The 3,866-nt window shown below is 64.8% G+C and carries 4 protein-coding genes and 1 pseudogene; all 5 read left to right on the top strand.

The window, feature by feature from the left end:
• Positions 1–259, top strand: a pseudogene (locus RMO23_RS00055) (enoyl-CoA hydratase); the annotation flags it as partial.
• 4 nt (positions 260–263) lie between these two features.
• The gene (locus RMO23_RS00050; RefSeq protein ID WP_309677870.1) at positions 264–1,445 is read left to right on the top strand and encodes an acyl-CoA dehydrogenase family protein; all 1,182 of its coding nucleotides are present in this window, start codon (positions 264–266) and stop codon (positions 1,443–1,445) included.
• Positions 1,442–3,076, top strand: a complete 1,635-nt coding sequence (locus RMO23_RS00045; protein ID WP_309677868.1) for an AMP-binding protein — start codon at positions 1,442–1,444, stop codon at positions 3,074–3,076. Before RMO23_RS00050 ends, RMO23_RS00045 begins: the two co-directional genes overlap by 4 nt.
• A complete protein-coding gene (locus tag RMO23_RS00040) occupies positions 3,073–3,522 on the top strand; it encodes a thioesterase family protein (RefSeq protein WP_309677866.1) in 450 nt (149 codons plus the stop codon). Before RMO23_RS00045 ends, RMO23_RS00040 begins: the two co-directional genes overlap by 4 nt.
• Positions 3,519–3,866 (top strand): RidA family protein (locus tag RMO23_RS00035; RefSeq protein ID WP_309677864.1); only part of this gene is annotated, 348 nt, incomplete at its 3' end. The genes RMO23_RS00040 and RMO23_RS00035, both read left to right, overlap by 4 nt.

Below are 3,866 nucleotides of genomic sequence, written 5' to 3'. Positions count from 1 at the left end.
GTGGGGCTTTTTCAACGCCCTGCACGAGCCGCAAGCGCTGCTGGGCGCGGCGCAGACACTGGCGCAGGAACTCGCCAGCGGCCCGACCTTTGCGCACGGCATGACCAAAACCATGCTGCACCAGGAATGGGCCATGACGCTGGACCAGGCCATAGAAGCCGAAGCGCAGGCGCAAGCCATCTGCATGCAGACGCAGGACTTCACGCGCGCTTACGAGGCGTTTGCGGCGAAGCAAAAACCGGTGTTCAGGGGGGACTGAGCGCATGAAATCGACGACAGCACACCTTGCCCTGCCGTTTTTTGACGCGGTTCACCGCGATCTCGGCCAGCGCCTGGCCGACTGGATTCCCGGGCAGCAGATCGACGAGCGCGATGACCGGCGCGCCTGCAGGGAGTGGGTCAAGCGGCTGGGCGACAGCGGCTGGCTGCGTTACTGCGTACCCGCTGGCGAAGGCGGGGCCCTGGGCGGCACGCTCGAAAAGCTCGACTCGCGGGCGCTGGTGATCCTGCGCGAGGCTTTGGCCTTTCATTCGCCGCTGGCCGACTTTGCCTTTGCCATGCAGGGGCTGGGCAGCGGCGCCATCACGCTGGCCGGCACACCGGCGCAGCAGGCGGCCTACCTGCCGCTGGTGGCCAGCGGTGAAAAGATAGCGGCCTTTGCGCTGAGTGAACCCGACGCCGGCTCCGATGCCGGCGCCATGAGCACCACGGCCACGCGCCATGAAGACGGCTGGGCCCTCAATGGCTGCAAGACCTGGATCAGCAATGGCGGCATCGCGGATTTTTACGTCACCTTTGCCAAGACCGACCCGGCCGCGGGCACGCGCGGCATCACCGCCTTCATCGTCGATGCCGACTCACCGGGTCTGGACAGCAGCGAGCATATCGCCGTGATGGCCCCGCACCCGCTGGCCACGCTGCAATTTGCCAACTGCCAGCTGGCGGGCGGCACGCAGCTGGGCGCCCTGCACGGCGGCTTCAAGCTGGCGATGCAGACGCTGGACATCTTTCGCGCCTCGGTCGCCGGAGCCGCACTGGGCATGGCGCGGCGCGCACTGGCCGAGGCCGTGCAGTTTGCCAAATCGCGCAAGATGTTTGGCCAGACGCTGGCGGATTTTCAGCTGACCCAGGCCAAGCTCGGCGAGATGGCGGCCCTGGTCGACGCCGCTGCCCTGCTGACCTACCGCGCCGCCTGGCTGCGCGACGAGAACGAACGCACCGGCAGCAGCGCACGCGTCACCGCGGAGGCGGCCATGGCCAAGATGACGGCGACCGAAAACGCCCAGCGCGTGATCGATATGGCGCTGCAGATGCACGGCGGGCTCGGCGTAAAGGTCGGCACCAAGGTCGAAAGCCTGTACCGCGACATCCGCTCGTTGCGCATTTACGAAGGCGCCACCGAAGTCCAGCTACTGATCATCGGCAAGGGGGTACTGCAATCATGACGAGGTCGACCTCAAGCACCACTTCCGCGCAAACTGACCGTTTTGTGCACGACCGGCTGCCTGCGCCAGCGCTGATGCCGGAGTTGCTCTACCCGCTGCCCGAGATGCGGATTCCCGACCAGGCGAATCTGGTCGACACGCTGTTCACCCAGGCCCTTCAGGGCGGCCACGGCGACCGGACCATGCTGCGATCGGACCGGATGACGCTGAGCTACGCCGACGCGCTGGATCGCGTCAACCGCATTGCCCAGGTGCTGATCGAGGACTTCAAACTCGTGCCGGGCAACCGGGTGCTGCTGCGCGGCGGCAACTCCATCGGCATGGCGCTGGCCTGGCTGGGCGTGGTGCAGGCCGGGCTCGTGGCCGTGGCGACCATGCCCTTGCTGCGCGCCAAGGAACTGGTCGAGATCATTGACAAAGCGCAGCCGGCGCTGGCACTGTGCGATGCCACGCTGCTGGAAGAACTGCAGGCGGCAAAAGCCCAGACCCGTTCGCTTGGGGCCATCGTGCCCTTCAACCTCATGAACGAGCCCGGTTCGCTGGCGGTGCTCGCCGCGCAAAAGGACGGCAACTTCAAGCCTTGCCCCGTCTCGGCCGACGACATGGCGATGATGGCCTTTACCTCGGGCACCACCGGCAAGCCCAAGGCGGCGGTACACACGCACCGTGACGTGTTGGCCGCCTGCGAGGCCTGGCCGCGCCATGTGCTCAAGGCCAGCGCGGACGACATCGTGATGGGCTCGCCGCCGCTGGCCTTCACCTTTGGCCTGGGCGGCATGCTGGTGTTCCCGATGTGGGCGGGTGCCTCGGTCTACTACCCCTCGATTGCCTACACACCCGAGGCGATGGTCAAGCTGATCCGGCAGGTGGGTGCCACGATTTGCTACACCGCCCCCACGTTTTATCGCCAGATGGCGGCATTCGCCAGGCAGCACGGCGTGCCCAGCCTCAGGCTGTGCGTCAGCGCCGGCGAAAGCCTGCCGGATGCCACGCGGCAGTTGTGGAAAGAAGCCACCGGCCTTGAAATGCTGGACGGCATTGGCGCCACCGAGATGTTTCATATTTTCATTTCGTCGGCCGGCAGCGACATCCGGCGCGGCGCGATTGGCAAGGTCGTGCCCGGCTACACCGCCAAGGTTGTCGACGACGACGGCGTCGAAGTCCCCCGCGGCAGCATTGGCAAGCTGGCGGTGAAGGGGCCGACCGGGTGCAAGTACCTGGACGATGCGCGTCAAGGCCACTATGTCAAGGGCGGCTGGAACTACCCGGGCGACGCCTTCATGCAGGATGCCGACGGCTATTTCTTCTACCAGGCACGCGACGACGACATGATCATCACGGCCGGCTACAACGTGGCCGGGCCCGAGGTGGAAGACGCCCTGCTCAAGCACCCGGCCGTGGCCGAATGCGGCGTCGTCGGCTTGCCAGACGCGGAGCGCGGCATGGTCGTCAAGGCCTTTGTGGTGCTCAAACCCGATCAGACCGGCAACAGCGACATGGTGAAAGCCCTGCAAGACCATGTCAAGGCAACGCTGGCCCCGTTCAAATACCCGCGCCAGATTGAGTTTTTGGCCAAACTGCCGCGCACGGAAACCGGCAAACTGCAACGCTTCAAGTTGCGGCAGCCATGAAATTCACCACGCAAAAACAGGTCCGGTTTCAGCACTGCGATCCGGCCGGCATTGTTTTTTACCCGCAGTTTTTTGTCCTGCTGCATGAAGTGCAGGAAGATTTTCTGGCCCACATCGGGTTTCCGGAACATGAGCTGATTGCAGGCGGCACAGGCGTGCCCCTCGTGGACATGAAAGCCGGGTTTCTGGGCATGTGCCGCCATGGCGATCAACTCACAATGACGCTGGAGCTGACGCGGATTGGCCATACCAGCCTGGGCATGCAGTACGAGATTCACGCCAGCCCGGCAGCACCCGGAGAAACCAGCGGCGCCGGAGCCCTCAAACTCCGCGCCCATGGCGTGGTGGTCTATTCAGAACTGCCGCACGGCAAACCCGTGCGCATCCCTGAAAACCTGCGCAACGCCCTGCTCCCTTACCTCCAGCCACCTTCGGAAAAATCATGACCACCAAAATTCAACCGCCCGACTGGGCCGAGCCCAAAGGCTATGCCAACGGCGTCCTCGCGCGGGGCACGCTGCTGTTTGTGGGCGGCCAGATCGGCTGGAATGCCCAGCAGCAGTTCGAAAGCGATGACTTCGTCGCCCAGACGCGCCAGACCCTGCAGAACATTGCAGCCGTTCTCAAGGCCGGCGGCGCGGGGCCAGAGCACATGGTGCGCATGACCTGGTATGTGGTGGACCGCAACGAGTATGTTGCCAGGCTGAAAGAGGTGGGAGGCGTTTACCGCGAAGTCATGGGGAAAAACTTCCCGGCCATGACCTGCGTTGCGGTTGCGGCTCTGGTCGAA

Source organism: Polaromonas sp. (assembly GCF_031411155.1).
Lineage (GTDB): Bacteria > Pseudomonadota > Gammaproteobacteria > Burkholderiales > Burkholderiaceae_C > Polaromonas.
The sequence above is the reverse complement of the archived record's forward strand: the minus strand, read 5'-3'. Positions and strand labels throughout refer to the sequence as shown.

Excerpts from the sequence above, each read along its gene's own strand:
- RMO23_RS00050 (WP_309677870.1), top strand. The coding sequence starts at position 264 with ATGAAATCGACGACAGCACACCTTGCCCTGCCGTTTTTTGACGCGGTT.
- RMO23_RS00045 (WP_309677868.1), top strand. The coding sequence starts at position 1,442 with ATGACGAGGTCGACCTCAAGCACCACTTCCGCGCAAACTGACCGTTTT.
- RMO23_RS00040 (WP_309677866.1), top strand. The coding sequence starts at position 3,073 with ATGAAATTCACCACGCAAAAACAGGTCCGGTTTCAGCACTGCGATCCG.